This is a genomic window from Mesorhizobium sp. WSM4833 (genome assembly GCF_055811095.1).
This window is the reverse complement of record NZ_JBVVQG010000023.1, coordinates 43,209-64,429: the sequence shown is the minus strand read 5'-3', so window position 1 is coordinate 64,429 and position 21,221 is coordinate 43,209. Positions and strand designations below refer to the sequence as shown.

Here is a 21,221-nt window from a genome sequence, read left to right as displayed (position 1 = left end):
GGTCTGCTTAAACGGCGAATGCGCCTCATGAGCGTCACTAGCTGCGGGCTAAGAGACCTCAAGCGGGCGCGAGGGTCGACCCCCACTCCGTCGAGCTTCGCTCGACACCTCTCCCCCGATCGACGGGGAGAGGAAAGGGCAGGCAATGAGCGGCGGCGCTGACCCGAGGTGGTTGTCCCGGATAGACATGCGAGCGGCAACCGATCGCCGCATATTATTCAATCAAGAATTTGGGAGGTAGCGGTGTCCGACAAGGTGAAAGTGCTGGTGGTGGGTCTCGGCAATATGGGTGCGTCGCATGCCAGCGCCTATCACCGGCTCGACGGTTTCGAGATCGTCGGCATCATGAGCCGGTCGATCAAGAGCAACACGAAGATTCCGGAAGAGTTAGCCGGCTACCCACTCTACGAGGATTTCGACCAGGCGCTGAAGGAAACAAAAGCGGACGCCGTCTCGATCAACAGCTGGCCGAACACCCACGCTGAATACGCGCTGAAGGCAATCGCCGCCAACTGCCATGTGTTCATGGAAAAGCCGCTCGCCACCAACAACGAGGATGCCGAGAAGGTGGTCGCGGCGGCGCGGGCCAAGAACCGCAAGCTGGTGCTCGGCTATATTCTGCGCGTGCATCCGTCGTGGATCAAGTTCATCGAGGTCGGCAAGACGCTCGGCAAGCCGCTGGTGATGCGGCTCAACCTCAACCAGCAGAGCAGCGGCAGCGCCTGGCACTGGCACAAGAACCTGATCGATTCGCTGATCCCGATCGTCGATTGCGGCGTCCACTATGTCGACGTCATGTGCCAGCTGACCGGCGCCAAGCCGGTGCGCGTGCACGGCATCGGCGCCAAGCTCTGGGCGGAAGCCGACAAGCAGAATTACGGCCATCTGCACGTCACCTTCGATGACGGTTCGGTCGGCTGGTACGAGGCGGGCTGGGGCCCGATGATGAGCGAGACGGCCTATTTCGTGAAGGACGTCGTCGGCCCCAAGGGCGCGGTGTCGATCGTCGCCGGCCAGCAGGCAAGCAGTGTTGCCGAGCTGGCAGAGGTTTCGAATTCCGCCGACATCGACCGCCACACCAAGACCGATGCGCTGAAGATCCATTATGCCGCTGTCGACGGCGACAAGAATTTCTCCAAACCCGACGAGATCGTCAGCATGGAGGACGAACCCGGCCACCAGGAACTGTGCGATCGCGAGCAGGCCTTCTTCCTGCGCGCCATACGCGAGGATCTCGACCTCACCGAGCAGATGGATGCGGCGGTCAACAGCCTGCGCATCGTGCTGGCCGCCGAGCAGAGCATCGCACTGGGGCGCACCATCGACCTGGCCTGAAGTCGCGCCAGCCCCCTCATCCGGCCGCTTCGCGGCCACCTTCTCCCCGTTGGGGAGAAGAGGGTGGCGCTGGCGCTGCAAGTCTCCTCTCCCCTCGGGGAGAGGTCAGCCGAGCGAAGCGGAGGCTGGGTGAGGGGGCCGATGCCCCAATACAGTTCTCCCCAGGAGCAGCATCAACACAAGCTATCCGCCGAAGGAGAGAGATATGGCCGCGGTCACCGACAGTCTGCTGAAAACCTATGCCGAGTCCGACGCGCTGGACCTTGCGGCGCTGGTGAAGCGCGGCGACGTTACCCCGGCGGAGCTGGTGGAAGCGGCAATCACGCTGGTCGAGCGGCTCAACCCGACGCTCAATGCGGTCATCCATCGCCTCTACGACATGGCGCGCGCCCAGGCGCAGACGGTCGACACATCAGCGCCCTTCGCCGGCGTGCCATTCCTGCTCAAGGAGCTGGCCTCGTCCTGGACCGGGGCGCCGAACACCAACTCCTCATTCTACCTGAAAGATGTCGTCGCCGATTTCGACACCGAAGTGGTTCGCCGCATGAAGGCGGCCGGGCTGGTGCTGGTCGGCAAGTCGAACGCGCCGGAGAACGGTTGGTCGATCACCACCGAGCCAAAGCTCTACGGCGCGACGAAGAACCCGTGGAAGGAAGGCATCACGCCCGGCGGCTCCAGCGGCGGAGCGGCCGCGGCGATTGCTTCGCGCATGGTGCCGATCGCCGAAGCCAGCGATGGCGCCGGCTCGATCCGCATCCCGGCCTCCTGCTGCGGCATCGTCGGCCTGAAGCCGTCGCGCGGCCGCGTCAGCCTCGCGCCGTTCGGCGACTATTGGTATGGCGGCGCCTATTTCCTCTGCTGCTCGCGCACGGTGCGTGACACGGCGGCCTATCTCGACGCGGTCGCCGGCGCGCTGCCGGGCGACCCCTACACGCCGCCGGTTCCTGATGGCAGCTGGCTCAGCCTGTCGGCGCGGGCGCCAACGAAGCTGCGCATCGGCTTTTCCGTCACGCCGCCCAACGGCACCGCGATCGATCCGGAGGTGAAGGCGGCGGTGCTGGAGACCGTGGCGGCGCTCGAGCGGCTCGGCCACCATGTCGAGGAGCATGACATGCCGCTCGACGCCGATGCTGTGTGGAAGACCTACACCAACATGACCTGCGTGCAGACGGCGGCGACCTTCGACTACCTTGAAACGGTGATGGGGCGGCCGGTGACACCGGGCGATGTCGAGGCGGTGACCTTTGCGATCATCGAGCGTGGCCGTGCGACCAGCGGCACCAGGCACATCTCCGATGTCGAGCAGCTCAGGCAGGTCGGCCGCGACATCGTCGGTGACGTTGGCGCCTACGATCTCTTCATCACCCCGACGCTGACGCAGCTGCCGCGCCCGCTCGGCTATTACGACATGTCGGAGACGGATATCGACCGCTACAATGCCAAATGGACGGACGCAGTGTTTGCCTTTCCCTTCAACATCTCCGGCCAGCCGGCGATCTCGCTGCCGCTCGGCTGGTCGAAAGGCGGCGTGCCGATCGGCGTGCAGCTCGTCGGCCGCTATGGCGACGAGGCGACGGTGCTGGCCGCGTCGGCGCAGCTGGAACAAGAGATGCCGTGGAGGGGGAGAAGGCCGGCGGTGAGTGGTTAGGTGCTTGGCACCCCACCGCCGAGTTCCGTGGCGCCCCCCTCTGTCCTGCCGGACATCTCCCCCTCAAGGGGGAGATTACGCGCTCAACAGCCTTCGCCAAATCATCTACACGGTAAGGTGGCGAGACGGCGAAGCTGCCAATCTCCCCCCCTTGAGGGGGAGATGCCCGGTAGGGCAAGGGGGGCGTAGAGCGCTGCCCCTGCAGTGACCCGCCTCGCTATCCAATCCTCCCCAGCCGTCGCGGCAGCCTGTTCATCGGCTTGGGCCCGTCCGGCGTGATCAGGAACTGGTCCTCGAGATTGAAGCTGGCGAGGCCGTCTATGTAGAGCGGGATCTCGAAGGCCAGCACCATGCCGGCTTCGATCACGACATCGCTGTCGGCGGCGATGAACGGCCATTGTTCGGAAAACACCGACTGGCCGACGCCATGGCCGAAATGGCCGCGGCGGTAGGTGCGCAGCCCTTGCCGCGCCAGGCTGTCGGTGGCGACGCGATGCACGTGGGCGAGCGTGGTTCCCGCAACAAGGGACGCCAGCCCGTCGTCAAAGGCCCGCTCGGCAATGGCGTGCAGTTCGGCCTGCTCGGCGGATGGCGGCCCGAAGGTGAAGTTGCGCGACATGTCGGAGGCGTAGCCGCCGACCGTGCAGACCATGTCGCACTTCAGCGGATCGCCAGGCATCGCTTTCGCATCGGCATCTTTGGCCCGAGCGCCCAGCGTCACATATTCGGCCGTTTGGACCGGATGGGACAGGCCGGCCGCGGCCGTGGCGACACCTTGCCGGTAGAGGGCAATGAGATCGGCCTGGCGCATGCCGGCCATCGCATCGACCTGCAGCCGCTCCAGCCCGGCTTCCGACAGGATGATGCCTTGCTGCAGCAGGTCGATCTCGCGCGGCGACTTGATGGCCCGCAACCTGTCGAGCACGGCCGAGCCGTCGACCATCGTGCAGGCCGGCAGCAGCGCCTGCATGACCGAGAAATCGGCGGCGGGAACAAAATCGAGGTCGACGCCGACCCTTGCGCGCCCGAGCCCAAACCCGGTCAGGATTTGCTTCAGCTCGTCGACGGCACGGGCGAGTTCGAATGTGGCGGGCCGAGAAAAACCCGGCGCCCGGCCGGCAAGGCCGGCCGAGATGCGTTGCGGCAACCCTTGCCCTGACGTCGAGGCGTCCAGCGTGGCGGCTTCGATCCAGATCAGGTGGCTGCGGATAACAGCGTCCGGCAGAACCCGCTGCAATTGTCCCGCATTGAAGTCCGCCACCACGACGCCGATCGGCAGGTCTCGGCCAGCCGGGATGACGACAAAGCCGGCGCCGGCGCGCCGGAACAGTCCCGCCGGGCCGATCGAGGCTCCGGTCGCATAGTGGAAGGCCTCGGGCGCGCACAGCACCAGCGCCTCGATGCCGGCGCGGTCCATCAGTTGCGCCGCGCGCTGGCGGTCGACAAAGCCTGTCATGGGTTTCTCCACTGTCCGAAGCGGCAACGGAGCATTCCGGGTGCGTACAATCAAGCCGCTGACAACAGCTACTTGGTCGATTCCAGCTTGGCGACGGCGGCGGTGAAGCCAGCCAGCGACACCGGGATGGTGACCGGCTTGCGGGTGACCGATTCCATGCCGATGTTCAGATTGGTCCCCGACTTCATGGCCTTGATGAGATCCGCCGACAGCGGCGTGGCGGCATAGGCGCCGTTCTGGTCGCTGGTCTGGATGGCAATCGTCGTCTTCTGGCCCTGGTCGATCTGGAAGGAGGCGCCGGACGGCAGGAACAGGCCGTGCGGCAGGGCAAGCAGCATGGCGAGGCTGCCATTGCCGTTGTCGCGGCGCACGGTCACGGTCAGCACGCGCTGCCCGGTCTTGGCCTCGGTCAGGTTCTGCGAAAGCTGGCACTGAAGCTCGGTGGTCGCCGAACCGCTGGAGCAGTTCACCGCCCACGGATTGGCATCGGCCGGTTTTGCATTGCTTTCAGCCCGCTTTGGCTGGGCCGGCTTGGCATCTTCGGCGAGGGCTGGGCCGGTGGCCAGAGCAAGCCACAGGGCGGCCAGTCCCGCGGCCATGCCGAGTAAATTAGATCTAGCTAAAGTAAATGTCATGTTATTTTGCCGGATGCCTTGCATGTTTCCTCGCCGCGCCCGGTATTCTCCCGAGCATGGCTTGATACAACACCCGCGACTGTTCCGAAAGCCGAGCAGGAGGCAAGCAAGCCGGCGAAATTACTGTGGCTTTTCGGATACAACGAACAATATTGCAGGAGGCCCTCAGAAATCGAAGCGGCGGAGACTCGCTATACAATAGAATTCGAGTAAGATTTTACACGGGGTGCGTGCAGTCCCCGAAGGACTCGCCAGGGATGGGAACTACCGAGACGCCTCGGCAAGTTGGTGAGATGGCGGCGCCTGGGGAGGATTTCCGCGTGCACGCCGGCTATCGCCGTTCGCGAATCGCCAGGCATCTCTGGAAGACGACGGCACTGACGACGCTGGCGCTCGGCCTTTCAGGCATGGCCGCCTATGGCGATCCCAACGGGCTATGGCAGCCGCAGATCCGCGCCATCATCGGCGCCGACAACAATGGCGGCAACGGCGCGCTCGAAGGTTTCATCCCGCTCAAGCAGACGGCCGAATCCGTGTTGTTCCTGGATGTCCGGGCCAAACACGATTTCAAGGACGGTTCCGGCCAGGATGTCGGCCTCGGCATTCGCCGCATCGTCAACCCGGACCTGATGATCGGCGGCTACGCCTATCTCGATCTCGAGAACTACAACTCCACCCAGTTCACCGCCGCCACGCTGGGCGCCGAGGCGATCACGCCTCATTTCGATGCGCATGTGAACGTCTATCTGCCGATCAAGGGTGATTCGACGGATCACTCGACCAGTTCGACCCTGTCGATGGTCAGCAACCAGCTGATCGAGCAGATCTCGGTCCTCGACCACCGCGATTACGCGGCATGGGGCATCGAGGCCGAGATCGGCGCGCAGGTGCCGGTCAACCTGCCCGACAAGCATTCGCTGCGGCTCGACATCGGCGGCTATCATTTCGAGGATCCGCATGGCGACGACGGCAGCGTCACCGGCGCCAAGGCCGGGTTCGAGTATACGATCGGCGATGTCTTCGGCAGCAACACGGAACTGGTCTTCGCCGGCGAGGTCCGCAACGACAATCGCGACGACACCCAGTTCGCCGGCAGTGTGCGGCTGAACATCCCGTTCAATCCCGGCAGCGGCTCGGACAATGGGGCCGACAGCGGGCCGGAGCCGGTCTATCCGGTCAGCGAAGGCCTGCGCAAGCGCGTCAACGAGCGCGTGCGTGGCGATATCGGCGTCCGCGTCCAGTCGCAGACGCTGACCGGCGGCTCGACGACGCGTGTCGCCATCAACGCCGCCACCAATGCCGCCTTCGGCAAGTTCTACTACGCCGATGGCGGCCTCGCCGGCGCCGGCACGCTGGCCGACCCGACGACGCTCGACGACGCCGTGACCAAGTCGGGTGCGAACGGTTTTGTCGTGGCACTCGGCGGCAACGGCAATCTGACGACTGGCGGGGTGACGCTTGCCAATGGACAGACCGTCATCGGCGGCGGCGAAAGCGTCACCGCAAGGCTTTTCGGCGGCGGCACCAGCACCTTCAACCTGGGCGGCAGCGACGGCACGATCCAGGGCACCAACGTCGCCAACCCCGTCTTTACGCTCGGCAACGGCAACACGCTCAACGGCATCACCGTCATCGGCGGCGGCGACCGCATCTTCGGCAACAACATCACCGGCGCGACGCTGACCAGTCGGATTCACTGCCCGAAGCCGCGATTTCGTCCCTCGGCAACATACCGAAGGCTTCAGCATGAGGTAGGCGGCGTTGGCCGAATCTGGCCGCCTCGAGGATGCGACACCAAAGCGTCATGGAGCGGCGTTAACGGCTGGTGCTGCTTGTAATTCGGGCAGCACGGCTGCCGCTTGCGTGGCCAGATAACCCTCGATCGTTTTCTTGGAGGCGAAGCTCTGCAACGCCTTAAGAGGCTCTGCGCGGATAGCGTCCTGCAGCGCGGCTATTCCCTCTTGAGTGATGTAGCGACGTTTCACCTTCGCGTCGTACTCATGGTATGGCAGTTCCATCAGGTTGAACGCCTTTAGCAGCGGCAAGACCCCGCTCTGGTTCAGTACAACTTCGTTGCCGCACACCTCGTGTACGACGTCTGCCAACGCCGCTGCTGCTTCTGAGGGGAGGTTCTTGTCAGCATCGGAAAGGGGGGCCCGGACAACTTCGCCTAGCGACACCTTTCCGACCACCATGTAAGCTGGCGATCCTTCTTCCTCCTTCTCAGTAAAGCGTCCCTCCTCAATGAAGTTCATGGAGCGCGCAGTCTCGTGCGACACGTACAGGTTGGTAGACTTGTTGGCATCGCCGAACGTGGTGATGTCGACAACGCCAGCGCGTTCCACGCCGACTCGCTCGACGGCTTCGATGGTCTGCAGCAGCATCGTCATGCGCCGCTCTTCGCGCGCATCGAGTAATGCCTTGAGTTCCGGGTAGCCGATGGCCGAGGTGCGAGCCGTATAGCGGTAGTAGATTGTGGCCTCGGTGATTACCGGCTGGGTTACCTTCTTGCCGGTCGGATCCGTAAAGCTCCGATTGCGTGTCTTGGTGCAGATCACCGGCCGGTCAAGCGCAGGCTCGACGGCCATAGCGAACACGGTTTTGCCGTCCACCTCATAAACCTTGCTCTCGAACGGTAGTTCTGGCGCGAAGTCTTGGCGCAGCAGCGTGGAGATGTCTGCCTCGTCGGCGATGTCCGCCGGCGGCGTGCCGACTATGACCCGGGGATTGTTGTCCACGCCAAAGACGACAAAGCCGCCCTGGGTGTTGGCGAACGCAGCGATCGTGCGCTCATAGGCCGGAAGGTTGGCACGAACGAACGCCTGCTTAAATTCGAGCCGCTTACTTTCGCGGCTGGTCACCCTCAGCGTTCCGGGATCATAGGCAATCAGATCGGACAGTTTTTCCGGCAAAATCATCACGGATCCTTGAAGCGTAGCTCCCGTCGGCGACACTTTCGTCGCACAGATTCCGGAAATGCTAAAGTGCTTGGCAGGACTGCTTTTGATTGCGCCCCTCGCAATGCCGCATTGGATTGAGCGGTTTCCAACAACGGCCATCGCGGTCTTTCCGCCGAAGGAAGTCGATAGCCGAATGGCCGCTTACTGCGTTCTTTATTCCGACAGCTGACAGAGAGCCTTTAAGAATTGCCGTTCGACACAGGAGATCAGGGCCTTGCAAAGGTCTTTCGGCCGAATCCCGCCAGCGACCACAATCTCCAGTGAGAGTTCCGAAAGCGCTGCAGCCTAGTCGACGAAAACAGCTGCGCCGACAAAGGCGCAACTGTTAAACGCTCAATGCTTTTAACGGATGTCCGTATATCACTCTTTACTTATACACCCAATTGATTATTATTCATTCCAATAATAGGACAAGAATCCTGAAATTAGGGGGGGCAAGATATGCATCGTATTTGTACGACGGCAGTGCTCTTGGTGGCATCGTCATCGCCTTGTTTTGCTTGGGAAAGCTCTGGTTTGGCAACATCCGGTGGCAGCATCCCGAGCATGCCCATCCAAATACCCTTTCCAGATGATAACGCCCCCATCATCGGCGACGGTATTGACCTGATCACAGCGGAAAGGCGGCCAGCTCGATGCATCAACCATGGAGCGGAAGTCCGAGTTACGTTCAATAGCCGTAAAGCGTCGTTCGATGAAGTTGTCGACGATTACTCGCTGTGGACTAAATCCAACATCAGCATCAAGGCAAAGGCCAGCTATGCCGGATGGAGCGGAGGAGGCTCGTACAGCAACACAGTTGAAACAAAGACGTCAACAAGAAAAATCAGCGCCGTGTTGAAGGCTGACAGCATCAACTACGCCGTGGCGTTGGGAACAGCTGTTGCAAGCGGGCCGCATGTCTCTGTTCCGCACATTGAGCTAACTAGCGAGGCTCGGCGGCTGATGATAAATTATCCGAAGCGATTTCGTATCTTGTGCGGCGATGGGTATATTGCTCAGATCAGCTACGGGTCCGACTTCTATGGAACGTTGGACTTCAACAGTCTTAGCTACGAGGAACGGCGTGATCTAACCGCCTCAATAAATGCCGCTGGTCCCGGCGATGTTTTTTCGACGGAGGCAAGCGGTACGTTTCAATCGGTCCTGACACAGACTACGGACCGGACTGCGATTCGTTTGAAGGAAACCGGCTCTTCACCAGCACCGATTCCCGTTACTAGGGAAGAGCTGAAGGGATCATTTAAAACCTTCCTTGAGCGATCCAAAGAAAACGAACGTCCGCTCTTCATGCTTATAGTGCCCTATGAGAACCTATCCGATGGGCGTTCGGCGAACCTTCTCGCGTTTCGGGCGACGATTGAGAAGTTGATTGAACGTTCCTTCCGATACCGCACCGTGTTGCGTGACCTCGAAGCCGCAATACTGGAGAGGAAGGACATTCTGGTCGGTGCAGACACGTGGAGCTTCATGGAGCTAGACAAGATTGCCGGGGAGCCGAGGACCCTGCCGGGGATGGAGGCCATGAGGGATGAATTGCTCGGCAATATCGACAAGATCGCCGACTCGATCTCCGAATGCTTTAAAACGTTAAATGACGTCTACAATCCGAGAATGCGCTGCAAAAGCGAAGTGGCAGACGCATTGCCATCAGACCTTATGTACCGCGCTAGAATGCCAGTTCCGAAAAACTACATTAGTGTTGACGCTTACAAGGCCCTCCATTTGTTGTCTGAAGCACCCGCGCCATTCAGCACGCAGGCTGCTTGCTCCTTCGCCAGGATCGTGCAGTTGGAACAAATTGAACGGGTGGACCGCGTTCGCTGCGAAGAAGATGGACAATGCTTTCGGCGCCCGGATCTCATAACATTTGAGGAGGAAGTTTACAAATCGACCAATGTCAAGAAGGAAGAGTGCGAGGCGCTAGGTACAAAAGTTCCGGCTGGTGCGAACCCCGATGTTGAAAAGGCTTGGAACACAACCCGTGCCGCAAAATCCATAAGTGAATTCGAGCCCGCGGCCCTCTCGATGATTACCCCGGAGAATAAATAATGGCCCGCGTACCCATACCGGCTCGTACCAGGTTCCGCGTGAGGACAACGAGAGACGCCGGCGCATCGCAACGGGTTATTCTGACGCTAATTGCCCCGAACGGCGCCAGGGCTTCCTTGGAGACGGCAGCTCCGCCATCCAGCACTTCTTTTCCGGTGCCGTTGTCATTTGATTGCATGCTGGAAATTATTGGACAGTACGCCACCGGCGGCGGCGGCTGGGCGAACAGCTCGGAAGGTCGGTACAACCCCAATGGGCAAACTGTCGTCATCCCATACAACGACGGTGGAGATGACAACGATTACAACGATACGATCGTTTATGTGGAACGATCCCGCACTCTGTCCAAGGTAACTATTGACGAATTCGCCGTGTCGTTCGACGCAGATGAGGAGGGCCGCATTCGATCGAGTATCGACCAAATTATGCGCCTCGCCATAATTGCTAACCGCTTTCCGGCCATCGAGGCGCTCATTGAAGGCAAACTGTCACCGCTAGATTACTCGGACTTGCCGTACATCAAGGAGCTCTTGAACGATGAGGAAGAGAAGCTCTTTGACGAAGATCCGATAGTTGGATTGCGTGTAATCTACCACGCAAAATGGTCCACAGATAAAAGCAACGATCTCTACGAACGGTCGTCGCTGCACAATGGCAACGGAGACGCATTTCGTCATTGTTTATGGAACTCGCGAATGGCTAGCGACAGTGACATCGGTAACGAATGGGCGACCAAATGGGGGACCGCTCACGAAGATGGGGCAACTGGTCAACCACCTATTGAAATGGCTATGGATCTCTACAACAACTCTATTGGCAGGAATTTGACCGGTTCGGGAGACAGGGTAGCGTCAGCCAAATCCAAGGTCCAGAGCGGCGGCTGCCGTATCATCGACCCCAATGGCCAGCTGGCTCCTTCGGGTTCTGACGGTGAGGTGAGCAAACCGTCTGAGCCAAAGGCATAGTCGGGGACCAGCTTCTTCCTAGCAACGTGAGTGTTCGGGACGTAGTGTTAACCTCAGCAATCAGTCATGCCATGAGATGATTTAGCGCGATGTATTGTCGGGAAAGGAACTCACATGAGCTTCAGAATCTACGTAAAAAACGACGGTGCCGAGAGCACAATAACAGTCGTTGAGAAACTAAATGATAACGAGTCGATAACAGTTTTCGATGAAATACTTGGCCTGGGCGAGACTGGAGTAGCAAACTGCAGGGGGACGGCCCCCAAATATTTTACTTGGACTCACAATGGGTCCGGTATTTCGGGAGGTCCGGAGCAGGTTGATGATGGTGGTACACTGAGAGTTGATGATTGAGTTAATGCTTGATCTTCCGCAATCAACAACAGCGCCTCTGCCTTAGCCGGCTCATCGTTCGTCTCAGCTCGATACCATTCCGCTCGAACGGCGTCCGGCGCAAGTTGACATGAAGAACACGTATCGATGCCGCTCGGGCTCGCGAGCTCACAAGATCGGCCGCAAGCTTGCCGTTGTTGCGCGGGCTCACAGCAGCAACTGTTCAGCTCCGATGTGCCCGACCTTCTGACTCATGATGTCAAGGTCAAGTCGTTCAAGGACCGTCCGGTCGCGAACCGACGCGTCGAAATCCAGGCCGTATGGATCGTAGAGCGTCAAGCTCGCCGGCACCGGCGGACTGCCGTCCAGCCAGTCGCGATTCCCGAGGAGGGGACCCGCAGAACGGGCCTAGCCTTGCTTTTTTTGACCGAGGAGGGGAGGCTTGTCGGGCGCCGGAGCACGTTGCGACCGCCCGACTGGCCAATCAGCGCCCCCGGGCAGTGCCCGCCCGCTTGAAAAGCCCGGCGATGCTCTTGGTCACTGAGTTGCACTGCTGCCAACGCGCCGCTCCGCCGACCGGGCCGGGGCGACGGCGCCAGTCCCCGCGTAGCTGCCGGCTCGCCCCAAGTGGATCAGTCGGGGCCGCAGGGCCACGAGGCGGGAAGCCCGGTCCAGCCGGTCTGCCCTAACTGCCCAACTCTGTCTCTTACCACCATGCGCATGGCGCGATCATGCCGGTACCCGGTCGATCGCCGAAATCGGCCCAACGCGCGCGCCTTAGAGGCAAGATCTGTCCGGACTAGAGCTGCCGCTCCCCCGACGCTCCCCGAACACCGGACCAGCGCCGGCAAGACGCCGTCATCAACAGGCTTTGCGGCCCGGCACTCTAACCTCAGTTGGAGTATGCCGGCTAAAACCCAGCGCGAAGCGTCCAGTCCCCCAGGGTAGGTTGACTGAGGAGCTCGGCTTATTGGAGTGCGGACAATGCAAATCGCGGCACGAAGTCCTTGTTTATGAATTCGAGCGCAATCGACGTGTCTCCCATGAGGGAGCCGTTCATAAGGTGGGCTGCACGAGTGCCATCGGAATGGCGAAGAGCGTCCACAAACATGCGCTGTAGGTGTATCGGGTTTTGGCCGCCTTCTTCCTTCCATACAAAGGCCTCTCCGATTTCACGAAGTCGAACCCAGTCAATGCGATAGACGACGCTGTCGGCATCGACGAGTTTCGCCTCCGAGAAGTCCTCTTCCACCATTCGACCAACAATCCAGATGCCGCGCATCACGTCGACTGGGCGGGACGTATCGCTCACCTTCACAACGTCGATGCACAGTGCATCATCGCAGCGTTCGATGCGCCATATAACCCCTGTTTCGGCCTCTTCCTCGTTCAGATAACGCTCGATGACGGTGAAGGGAATGCTGCGCGCCTTCTTCGATGGATCCTTTGCAGCAAAGGGCGCACTGCGAAGCCAGGGTGGTGCCTCTTCGGCAGCGACGGACCAGGTCAGAATGAAAGCCAATAAAGCGATGAGGAAGCGGTTCATCATCACTCTAAGCGCCAGCTGCTGGGGCGACCACGATTTGTGCCAGAAATCATTGTCCCCTCAATACTTGATCCACGATCTGAAGTGCCTTTGCCAAGCCGGTAAGATTCATTGTTTCGTCTATATCCTGATCGTAGGGCCATTCCACACGACGGCCAACAAACCGGTGTCCCCGCAGCATCTGCGGCAAGACGTCCGATGCCCTTATGCACCCGTTCTCGTCCGTCGAAATCGGCGAATGGCTGTCTACTCGCATCATCGCTGTTCTGCCGGGAAAATCGTGTCCATCAACACAAACACTGACCGGCCTGGTCGTCTTTTCGTAAAGTATCATTGGTCCTCCGAGTTTAGAGGAGATCGTGCAATCTCGTTTGTCAACCATAGCGTCTATTGGGCAAGCAATACGCCATATGGTGCTTAGTAAATCGGCACTAGTGGACACAGATGCACTCCCGTCAGCGTACCTGTGAACAAAAAAACCGCCTTCAATTGCCTGCTGCTCGACGATATCCAGCTTCGGTGGCCGGTGGCTCACGCTGTTTAACAGTGGTGCCGTGGTGGCGTCTGTGCAACTCAGTAACAGGAGCACGACCAGGGCGTGAGTTCGGGTTTGGAACTTCAGCATGCGCAATCCCCTTATCTGCAGACTACAACCATCCATTGACCCGTGATCTTGGGTCGGACCGGATGGCCAATGATGCGTCACGTCGATGCTCGATCTCGCGCCCAAGCATATGACAATACCCCAATTTGGGGTACTCCGATTTGGGGTTTTATTGAAGAGCCGGTCCCAGCATTGGCGCTTCTGTTGTCCTCACTTCGTTCCGATCTCTACCGCAAAATGATCGAGCTTCTCGTTGAAGTGCGAAAGGATGCCGGCATCACCCAGATCGAACTGGGCAAGCGCCTTGGGCAGCGACAGACGTTTGTCTCGAAATTCGAGCTGGGTGAGCGCCGCCTGGACGTTGCCGAGTTCGTCACCGTTGCGAGGGCGATCGGCGCTGATCCGCTTGAGATCATAAGAGTGGCGGAATCTGAAAGTCGCTGAGCGCCTCCTTGGACTGGGGCGCCGTGGTGATTCCAAGCCCAGCACACAAAGTCCGCCGGGTGGCAGAATCTATTGGTCCCGGCCTTTGATGTAGCCAGTTTTTATGATCTCGCGATGCCTCTCGCCAAGCTGAAGAATTACAGCCGTGATTCTGGCACCGTCCGGCCAGCCCGGGAAACTTCGACGTAATCCGTTGTCATCTCTCAGCGATGTAATCAGAGACAATTTGATGCGCGCTGCCGACGGACCTTTTGACCGGTTCTCACGTCCGGCGGGGCTGAATGCCGGGTCGAACCGCAATTGCTGTTGAAGATCCTCGGCCCTTACGGTGCCTTAACTTCCCAAACGAAAGCCGCACCCTCTATCCGGAATGCAGGGTGCTGGGCTGAAAGGTCACTGCATCGGCCTGCGCGTTCACGCTATTAGAGTACATCAGCGTCCGCCTATTCCTCGTCGAAGACAGCAATTCCGGCGACGCCCTTACCTGGGAGAGCTTTCGCGTCGGCCGCGTCGTCACCGGCAACGGTTCCCTGCTGCCAGTACGCAAAATCGAGGTAACGTCGTTCCTCTGGTGGTGCATCGCGCGTCTCGCGACCTAGGTCGATCAACCGGCGCACGTAGTTAGGTAGTTCGCGCTGCGAGGAGGCGACGTCGATGGCTTCGCGACGGATCGTTCCTTCTGCGCCCACTGTCCGGGGCGCGGCCATGCGTTTTACGTTCTTAAGAACCGAGGTCGGGAGGTGGGCGCCAGGAGAAGAGAGGCAGACTAGCGAATGCCAAGGCCGCATTATATGTCGAAGATCTTTGATGTCATTCGAGTTTGCTTGCCTTACGTCCTCGGGCAGGGCGATCGAGCAACCCCAGAAGCTCGGGCCGCGATAGGAATGTGAGCAGCTGTTGGGGAAACCGCGAAGACCGTCCGTCCGATCGAAATTGTAAAAGCAGTACATAGGGTCGAGGTTGTCAGCTTTGGCGCTGGCAATCAGTGTCTTCAACTGGCTGTATTTGTCACCGGACTTAAAGAGGCTCTGATATCGGCCGTCCGGGAAGAGACGCTTGGCTTGCACCCTGTACCCAATTCCGCGCCCATTTCTGGTGAACCACCACTCCCAGTCGGCTCCGTGAAGCTTTTCCTGTGGCTTGCTCGCCGGAATGATCGCAATACCACTTTTCCAGTGCCGGATCGAAATGTTGTAGAGGCAGGTTTCGGTTATCGTTTCCTCACCCACGAACAGACCCATGCTGCGAGCGGCCGCCATCTGTTTCCAGACGCGGCCCGCCTCCCTTCGAAAACTGCCGCAGAGTTGCACACTTGATGCCATTGACCTCCCTATACCAGCTGACATCCTCTCTAGCGACTATTTCTAGTCGTACAGGCGCCGATTCGAAAGATGAGAACCGGATATTGCCGAACAAAAAGCTACAGGCGACGTTGCTGCGTTCAACCCACAATAGAAAGAGTCGGACGCCTGGGAATGGACACGGCTTTTGATGGGGCAGGGTCGAGGGCAAGGTCGCATGATTCTGTCATCCCGGCTTTACTTCAGTCAGATCGCCTATGGTGGTTTTGCAGCAAGGGTGAGGTACGATCAGCGGGCTGGCGGTAAAGGCGCGGCGCTAAAGTCGATCTAGTAGATAAAAATGAATGCCACTGTACTAGCTCGAAGGTCCATGCCGCGCTTAACAAAGTAGTCACCGACGGCGGGCAGCAAGCCGCCGAACGGTGCCGGGGATCTTCGCTAGAGCTTGGGGGAACATGGCTACGCTACATGGTCTGGTAAAGTCATTGATCGGTGAGTTGGCGAAAGCTCAGGCTCCGGGCGCCTTTCCCGAGAGAATCGACGGTATCCCGGTTATGTCGGGTTTCGTAGCTGCAGGAGACGGCAGATCGCTAACGCTGTCACAGCCGATGGAAAGGCTGATTATTGAAATCAGCAATGTTCTCAAGCAGAACGACCTGACGCTAGTTCGTTCGCACACAGATCAAGAATGGACCCAACTGGTTCGGAAGACCTTTGGTCCGCCACTCGCCACCATAGACCTCGCAGACGACCCTGATGAAAATGCAGATGCAGTTTTGACTGCAGTTCGCAAGGGTTTGGCGGAGAACACGCTCAGTGGAATGCGGGAGTACGCGTTTGGTTGCACGCTATTCAGCAATAACTCCGTGGCAGGTTTTGCCATCGGGCCGGTGCGCTTTGAACCTCGACTTGAATGGCTTGGGCGCAAGTTGACAGAGAGGGCTGTCACGACCGTCACGGCAAAGCGTCTGCGGAAGCGATGGTCGGGCAAACGTGTCCGCAAAAGAAGAGCTGTGGTAGAGGAAATCCGTGAAACGGACATTGTCGACGCAATCGGCAACTGTGGCTATGTGTGTTCAGTCGCGACGGACGGGCTAGCCTCGAACGCCGGGAAGCTCAAAGCACAAACAGCCGCGAGATTGGCCCTGACAGGTGTTGCGCTCTGGTGGGAAACGCCATCAAGTGCCTTGGACGGGTTCAATTTATTGGTAGATCGGACAGTCCGGCGGCAGCGAACCCTTGTTTTTGTTCCCGGCAAGGTCACTCTTGCAGATAGTACGCTGCAAGGTAGGCCCCACGGACCTCCGATCAAACCTGATGAATGGGCAGAACTTCTTTTTCGGAATAGCGACGAGTTTGTCGTGTTGGGGCAACTTATCGAGTTTTACCTAAGCCCAACAGGAAACGTTGCCCGGCCCAAGCTGATGAACGCCCTGGCACAGGCTTTTATATGGTTCCATGAAGGATGCAGAGAGCAAGTTGATCTTATGGCCATTGTAAATTTTGCTGCCAGCCTTGATGCACTCGCATCGGGAGGAGAGTCTGCCGGGATTTTGAAATTGATCAAGGCTCGGCTCGGGCCGGGGCCGAACGATAAGCTCCGTCCAAACGGCCAGACGGCCAGCGAAGCCGTCAAAGAAGTCTATGGTAAGGGACGAAGCCGCACCATCCATGGGACAAACGAGAATCTGGGGCATGATTGGACGTCGACCCGACGGTTTAGCGAAGCATTGGCGCGACATTGCCTAATTAGTTGCCTTACGCGAGCTGGCGAATTTCCAGAGGACGACCCAAAATTACTTATTCAATGACGACCATCATCTGATGTATTTCAACTATTGTTGTTTGTCCTTGACAAATTAACTCGTTTCGGTTAGTGTGGTTTTAATACGCAGGGCACGGGATCGGTACCCGTCATCTCCACCATGGGGATGTAGCTCAATGGCGGAGCAGCGTACTGAAATGACAGGCCCCGGCAGTGATGCCGGGGTTTTGTTTTGTAGACCCCAAAGAGGATGAACGCTCCTTGGCCTTGCAGGCTGGCGTGTGTCTGGGATGGCAATTGGCGTGGAGACGCCTCTGAAATCACACGGCTCGACCATTAATCCACTGTTCCCCGTCGGTACGCGAGCCCCGAAACTGTTCAAATCCAAGAACATCGGAGCGGGTACGCCCGATCCAAACCTTGGCAGGGCCAAACTGCGTCACCGGAACGTTTGTGAAAGCAGTTTTAGGGGACAGGGCACAGGGCACAGAGGTAGGCTAGCCCTTCACGTCCCACTGTATGTAGAATCCAACGTATGCAGTTCCATCGTTTCATGCGAGCCGACGAGTTTGTGCGCGAACTGGCGTCTTTGCACGCCTTTCGCGGCGAGTACATGGGCACCGGTCTATTGGAGGGACTCGAGGCGGCGGCTCTGCTGCATCCTCGAGTTCGCATTCGCTATCCTGATCCAATCGCGCGCCGCTTCTGGTCGGAGATGCACGAGCACATGCCGTGTCAACTGAAGCATCCGCTGGAGCCCGATGGGCAACGTTGGGATGCTGCCGTCGATCTAAGCAATGCGCTTTATCGTTGGCAGAACTACATCGCCTATGGCTTGTCCCCTCATCCGCTCGATGATCCTGAACCGCGCTTTGCCGAGTTCATCGAGCAGCCCAAGAATCTAGCTTTCGAGCGCCGGCTTGATCGGCGCGTTGACGTAAGCAGCGACGTCTACGACACGCTGTTCGACAATTGCAATGTCGAGGATTTTTACAGCAGCTGGCAGATACTCTTCGCCGCCGAAGTCGCTGATGCCGGCATTCATATCAGGACTAATTTGGCGGACAAGGATGTTGCTCGCGCTGCAGAAGAAGCCCTTGATCAGGGCCGCGCCCCAGAAGGCGTTTCATACTCATTCAATCTGCTGCCGGTGCATGCCGCGCGGAGCTTTGTCAGGCACGAGAGGACGCTCGATGCGGTCGTCTGGTTCGCGGAAGAGCGCTGGCGCACACTATCGAAAATCACCATGGAACATGCCGGAGGACGTTTTCGCCTGAGTCGAGCGGAGAGCGCGCAATACGAGCAGACAAGCCAAGAGCTGGCTTTAGCGTCTGTCGACCGCTTTCGCATAAGCGGCGACGACCTCACGGCGCTCATACGTTTCCTTGCCGAATATTGGTCGAACCGGGATCGCGAAGGCCGCCCACGAATTGCGGATGCGTACAAGGCATTCCTGGAAAGTGCGGTCATCTTGCTGCGACGTGTTGAAGGCCTCACCTTTGCTAAAGCGCGGGACCGCATTGGAAGGGTTGGCGGACGGTTCAAGCCGATCCTTGACGTAATCTGGCCGGATTGGGCCGAGGAAGAGAAAGAGCGTGCGCGCCTGACGTTGAGGGCCGCGATGAGGCCGAACCAAGCCAACGGGCTTGCTATTGCCGACGCCGATATCGACGCCTTTGTGCACTTTCTCGCCACTGAGGGCCAGGAGGCCTTTTTCTGGCGGCTGAAATCGTTCGAAGATCATGATTTGCGAGGCAACGAGTTCGCAATCGAGGGCATGCGAAGCGACATTCAGGGAATGGCAATTGCGGTGGAGCATATAGCGGTCGCTCTCGGTGGAACCGCAACGCAGCTACATGAAAAGTTCAAACAGCTCTGGCGCGATCCTAACGTGTTGCGGATCCTCAAGCGCAGCGATGTGGCGCCCCTGGCCCGTACAGCGCGATTGGCAGAGGATTGGCCTGCTCTGAAGGCCAGAATCAACGCGTTGTGTGGCGAGCCCGGTGGCCAGGTCGCAGCCGATCTGGTGATGGCTCACCGCATTCGCGGCGGCGTCCATACCGCCCTGCCAGAAGACGACCATTTAGAGCTAGAGGGCCTCTTCATCGGACTGATGCGAGCCGCCCTACGTACATTTGTGGAAGTTCGTTGCAATAGAGGCGGCGACGCTCGACAGGGCCAAGCCACTGATGGATCGCAGCTATGACTCGGAATGAACAAGTTACGTCGGAGATCGAGCGCGGGGCGGAAAACGAAGTCGCTGCCGCCGAGATACCCTTCTGGCTTCAAGCGACCGTCGACGACATACACGAACTCGATTTTGAAGGTCCGATCGCCGATAGTAGTTCGGCCGATTGCTCGGATTTGAGTTCACCCTATCGTGAAGCGGCAAAACTCCACGAGAAGCTTGGCGATCAGGCTGCCGCATCGGCGGCTCGCGTGTTCGCTATGCTATCCGCAGTAAGCGATTTTCACTTCAAGCCAAATGACCGAAACGCGCCATTTAGCGCGATGATGGTCATGGAAGGCAGGCGATCCGCAATTCCAGAAGATTTTCGTGGCGGGCCTGTCGTGGTTCTCGCTGAAGCGGCTGAACTCTCGACGAACCCGGTTCTGAAGGCCCGGCTATGCGACGTGTGTTGGCTGCTTGAGCGCAAGCGGCACGCCTTGGGCAGAGCTGCCGTGGCGTCCTATGTCGCCATCGTCGATGGAATTAACTCTGGTGAGCTTAAAGACCGCCTTGAGCGCGACGACCCCCTCCTTGGGCTGACAGCACGCGACGTCCTTAGGCGGGCGCTCTATGTGGGCCGCGCAATCGGGTGGGATAACGATGAGGTCTTGGCCGCACGCAACTGGATTCCGGCCATTCGAGCACGTTCGATAAAAGGAGCTAACGCTGTTCCAGTTCACTGGTTTTTCGAGATTGACCTGGACTTCGGCATTTCGGCGCCCGGCGCCCTCGCAATGGAAATCGAGCAATTCCTAACGAGTCGGGACCCTTCCTCGACCTCACATATGATGGTTGAGCTTTGGCGTTTGGCAGCTCGGGCTCACCACCATGCCAAGGATGATGAGGGCAAGTATCGATGTCGTGCCGCTGCCGCCGAAGCGCTCGTCTCGGAGGCGGAACAGCACGCTTCGGCAATGCTTGCGTCACACTGGCTCAGCGGCGCAATTGCCGAATACCACGGAATTCCGGGCAAGCGGGAGCGGCGGACGGAGCTTCGCCACAAACTGATCGACGTCCAATCAGGGATCGCCGAAGAGATGTCGTCGTTCTCACATCCGATGGATCTGACGGAGATCGTCGAACAGGTCGAGAAGCAGCTTGCGGGCGAACGCGAGCTTATAGACATGCTGTTGATCTTCGCCGACCTGGAACGGTCGCCCTCGCCGGACAAACTCATTGCGGACGCGACCAAGTCGATCAACGAACATCCGCTATCCTCTCTGTTTGGCGCGTCGTTCCATGACGGCGAGGGCAAGGTCATTCATAGGTCGGAGGGTGGTGGGTTTGGTGACAACGAGAACAGCAGTGCCATTCGTGTGCAGATCGCTCAACAAGAGCAAATTCGTCGACAGATTCATTCGTTTGGGCAGGTGCAAACTGCCAGACGATACATCATGGATCGCTTTTATGTTGGCGAAGACACATTCCATGCGCTTCTCCAGCATAGCCCCTTCATTCCGCACGATCTGATCGGCACGTTCAGCAGAGGCTTCGCGCGCTTCTTTGAAGGAGACTTCACAGCCGGCCTCTATATTCTGACCCCAATGTTGGAAAACTCGTTGCGCCACGTTCTGAAGATGCATGGCAACGACGTGACGACGTTCGACGATGCCAATCAGGTTCAGGAGGATCGGACCATCTCGGCTCTTTTCGAGCAGATGCGGCCTGAAATGGAGGATACGTTTGGCCAGTCCGTTGTGGCTGACATTGATAATGTATTTCTCTCGAAACCCGGCCCAAGTCTCCGCCATCAGGTCGCCCACGGGCTTCTAACTGATGGAAGCCCTTATGGCGCCGACGCGATCTATGCCTGCTGGCTCATTTTCCGTCTGTGCTGCATTCCGCTCTTTCGACAGCGTGACCGGATCGAGCTGCCCGCGTGAGCAAAACTCCCCCGCCCGCTCCCCGGCGCCAGACAGCAAAAAGGCCCGGTTACCCGGGCCCTTT

At 59.0% G+C, this 21,221-nt stretch carries 17 protein-coding genes; 10 read left to right on the top strand and 7 right to left on the bottom strand.

Translation table 11 applies throughout. The features are described 5' to 3' along the window. The first annotated feature begins 243 nt into the window (after positions 1 to 243). The gene (locus AC0L2D_RS30010) at positions 244 to 1,335 is read left to right on the top strand and encodes a Gfo/Idh/MocA family protein (RefSeq protein WP_063169586.1); all 1,092 of its coding nucleotides are present in this window, start codon (positions 244 to 246) and stop codon (positions 1,333 to 1,335) included. A 205-nt stretch (positions 1,336 to 1,540) separates the two neighbouring features. Then, positions 1,541 to 2,983, top strand: a complete 1,443-nt coding sequence (locus AC0L2D_RS30005; RefSeq protein ID WP_473543789.1) for an amidase — start codon at positions 1,541 to 1,543, stop codon at positions 2,981 to 2,983. Positions 2,984 to 3,200: 217 nt separating this feature from the next. Here AC0L2D_RS30005 and AC0L2D_RS30000 read toward each other — a convergent pair whose 3' ends face one another. Together AC0L2D_RS30000 and AC0L2D_RS29995 are read right to left on the bottom strand one after the other, a co-directional pair. Next, positions 3,201 to 4,439, bottom strand: a complete 1,239-nt coding sequence (locus AC0L2D_RS30000; protein ID WP_473543787.1) for a M24 family metallopeptidase — start codon at positions 4,437 to 4,439, stop codon at positions 3,201 to 3,203. A gap of 68 nt (positions 4,440 to 4,507) precedes the next feature. Then, positions 4,508 to 5,038, bottom strand: a complete 531-nt coding sequence (locus AC0L2D_RS29995) for an invasion associated locus B family protein (protein WP_473543785.1) — start codon at positions 5,036 to 5,038, stop codon at positions 4,508 to 4,510. A gap of 356 nt (positions 5,039 to 5,394) precedes the next feature. Here AC0L2D_RS29995 and AC0L2D_RS29990 point away from each other — a divergent pair, with 356 nt between their 5' ends. Next, positions 5,395 to 6,912 carry an inverse autotransporter beta domain-containing protein gene (locus AC0L2D_RS29990; RefSeq protein WP_473543783.1) on the top strand — a complete coding sequence of 506 codons (1,518 nt, stop codon included), beginning with the start codon at positions 5,395 to 5,397 and terminating at the stop codon, positions 6,910 to 6,912. Here the strand turns inward: AC0L2D_RS29990 and AC0L2D_RS29985 are convergent. Next, positions 6,877 to 7,992, bottom strand: a complete 1,116-nt coding sequence (locus AC0L2D_RS29985; RefSeq protein WP_473543781.1) for an AlbA family DNA-binding domain-containing protein — start codon at positions 7,990 to 7,992, stop codon at positions 6,877 to 6,879. The genes AC0L2D_RS29990 and AC0L2D_RS29985 overlap by 36 nt on opposite strands. A gap of 558 nt (positions 7,993 to 8,550) precedes the next feature. Here AC0L2D_RS29985 and AC0L2D_RS29980 point away from each other — a divergent pair. The 3 genes from AC0L2D_RS29980 to AC0L2D_RS29970 all read left to right on the top strand — a co-directional run bounded on the left by AC0L2D_RS29980 (position 8,551) and on the right by AC0L2D_RS29970 (position 11,405). Next, on the top strand, positions 8,551 to 10,086 hold the full coding sequence (locus AC0L2D_RS29980) for a hypothetical protein (protein WP_473543779.1): 1,536 nt from the start codon (positions 8,551 to 8,553) through the stop codon (positions 10,084 to 10,086). Beyond that, positions 10,086 to 11,051: a DUF6973 domain-containing protein gene (locus AC0L2D_RS29975; protein WP_473543777.1), complete on the top strand. Its 966-nt coding sequence runs from the start codon at positions 10,086 to 10,088 to the stop codon at positions 11,049 to 11,051. The genes AC0L2D_RS29980 and AC0L2D_RS29975 overlap by 1 nt, the downstream gene beginning before the upstream one ends. Before the next feature lie 114 nt (positions 11,052 to 11,165). Further along, positions 11,166 to 11,405, top strand: coding sequence for a hypothetical protein (locus AC0L2D_RS29970; RefSeq protein WP_473543775.1), 240 nt, complete (start codon positions 11,166 to 11,168; stop codon positions 11,403 to 11,405). Between the two features lie 186 nt (positions 11,406 to 11,591). Here AC0L2D_RS29970 and AC0L2D_RS29965 read toward each other — a convergent pair whose 3' ends face one another. The 3 genes from AC0L2D_RS29965 to AC0L2D_RS29955 all read right to left on the bottom strand — a co-directional run bounded on the left by AC0L2D_RS29965 (position 11,592) and on the right by AC0L2D_RS29955 (position 13,264). Then, a complete protein-coding gene (locus AC0L2D_RS29965; protein WP_473543773.1) occupies positions 11,592 to 11,723 on the bottom strand; it encodes a hypothetical protein in 132 nt (43 codons plus the stop codon). A 628-nt stretch (positions 11,724 to 12,351) separates the two neighbouring features. Next, positions 12,352 to 12,930 (bottom strand): hypothetical protein, encoded by a 579-nt coding sequence (locus AC0L2D_RS29960; protein ID WP_473543771.1) that lies wholly within the window; start codon positions 12,928 to 12,930, stop codon positions 12,352 to 12,354. A 49-nt stretch (positions 12,931 to 12,979) separates the two neighbouring features. Next, on the bottom strand, positions 12,980 to 13,264 hold the full coding sequence (locus tag AC0L2D_RS29955) for a hypothetical protein (RefSeq protein WP_473543769.1): 285 nt from the start codon (positions 13,262 to 13,264) through the stop codon (positions 12,980 to 12,982). 360 nt (positions 13,265 to 13,624) lie between these two features. Here AC0L2D_RS29955 and AC0L2D_RS29950 point away from each other — a divergent pair, with 360 nt between their 5' ends. Beyond that, positions 13,625 to 13,978: a helix-turn-helix domain-containing protein gene (locus tag AC0L2D_RS29950; protein WP_473543767.1), complete on the top strand. Its 354-nt coding sequence runs from the start codon at positions 13,625 to 13,627 to the stop codon at positions 13,976 to 13,978. A 443-nt stretch (positions 13,979 to 14,421) separates the two neighbouring features. Here the strand turns inward: AC0L2D_RS29950 and AC0L2D_RS29945 are convergent, their stop codons facing one another. Next, a complete protein-coding gene (locus AC0L2D_RS29945; protein ID WP_473543766.1) occupies positions 14,422 to 15,300 on the bottom strand; it encodes a DUF6615 family protein in 879 nt (292 codons plus the stop codon). A 464-nt stretch (positions 15,301 to 15,764) separates the two neighbouring features. Between AC0L2D_RS29945 and AC0L2D_RS29940 the strand changes: the two genes are divergently transcribed. The 3 genes from AC0L2D_RS29940 to AC0L2D_RS29930 all read left to right on the top strand — a co-directional run bounded on the left by AC0L2D_RS29940 (position 15,765) and on the right by AC0L2D_RS29930 (position 21,157). Continuing rightward, positions 15,765 to 17,090: a hypothetical protein gene (locus tag AC0L2D_RS29940; protein WP_473543764.1), complete on the top strand. Its 1,326-nt coding sequence runs from the start codon at positions 15,765 to 15,767 to the stop codon at positions 17,088 to 17,090. A gap of 489 nt (positions 17,091 to 17,579) precedes the next feature. Further along, complete coding sequence (locus AC0L2D_RS29935) at positions 17,580 to 19,250, top strand: hypothetical protein (protein WP_473543762.1); 1,671 nt, start codon at positions 17,580 to 17,582, stop codon at positions 19,248 to 19,250. Next, complete coding sequence (locus tag AC0L2D_RS29930; protein ID WP_473543760.1) at positions 19,247 to 21,157, top strand: DUF4209 domain-containing protein; 1,911 nt, start codon at positions 19,247 to 19,249, stop codon at positions 21,155 to 21,157. The genes AC0L2D_RS29935 and AC0L2D_RS29930 overlap by 4 nt, the downstream gene beginning before the upstream one ends. Positions 21,158 to 21,221: the final 64 nt, after the last annotated feature.